Source organism: Nocardia barduliensis, assembly GCF_013315795.1.
Taxonomy (GTDB): Bacteria; Actinomycetota; Actinomycetes; order Mycobacteriales; family Mycobacteriaceae; genus Nocardia; species Nocardia barduliensis.
Window position 1 is genome coordinate 1 of the sequence record NZ_JABLTE010000277.1, and the last position, 828, is coordinate 828.

Annotated in this window: 1 protein-coding gene; it reads right to left on the reverse strand. The window is 68.4% G+C overall.

Annotation, left to right across the window (positions count from 1 at the left end):
* Positions 1–828: AMP-binding protein (locus HOV91_RS39180; protein WP_174190196.1), on the reverse strand; the 828-nt coding region annotated here is incomplete at both ends.

Consider the following 828-nt stretch of genomic DNA (forward strand, 5'->3'; position numbering starts at 1 on the left):
GTAGGACTGCCGCGACTGCTTGGCTGACCGTGGGGTGTGCCAGCAGCGCGGTTTCGATCTCGCCGAGTTCGATGCGTTGGCCGCGGAATTTCACCTGGAAATCGATGCGGCCCAGGAACTCCAGGCGTCCGGGCTGATCGGTGTGCGGTGCGCGCCACAGGGCGAGGTCGCCGGTGCGGTACATCCTCGTTCCGGGATCGAACGGGTTGGCGACGAACCGGCCCGCGGTCAGCGCCGCCTGCCGCAGGTATCCACGGGCGAGCTGGTCTCCGGCCAGGTACAACTCACCCGGCACCCCTGCGGGCACCGGCCGCAAACGCGAATCCAGCACATAGACCTTCGTATTCCACTGCGGACGGCCGATCGGCACCGTCGACCCCTCCGCCGTCCCCGCGGGCCAGTAGGTCACCGACACCGCGGCCTCGGTGGGCCCGTACAGGTTGTGCACCTGCGCATCGGTGACCGCGCCAAGGGCGCGCACGGTCTCCGGCGGCAGCGCCTCGCCGATGACGAGCACCGTCCGCAACCTCGCCAGGTCTTCCGCCGCGGCGTGGGTGGCGAATTCGGTCAGCATGGAGGGGACGAAGTCGGTGACGGTGACCTGGTGGGTGGCGATGCTCGCGGCGAGGTAGGCCGGGTCGCGGTGCCCGTCGTGGTCCGCGAGGACGAGCTTCGCGCCCGCCCGCAGCGGCATCAGATAGCCCCACAGGGACACATCGAACGTGGTCGCGGTCTTCTGCAGATACACATCGCCCGGACCCATAGGGTACTGGGCGAGCATCCATTCGATCTGATTCTGAATCGCGGTATGAGCGACCGCCACCCCTT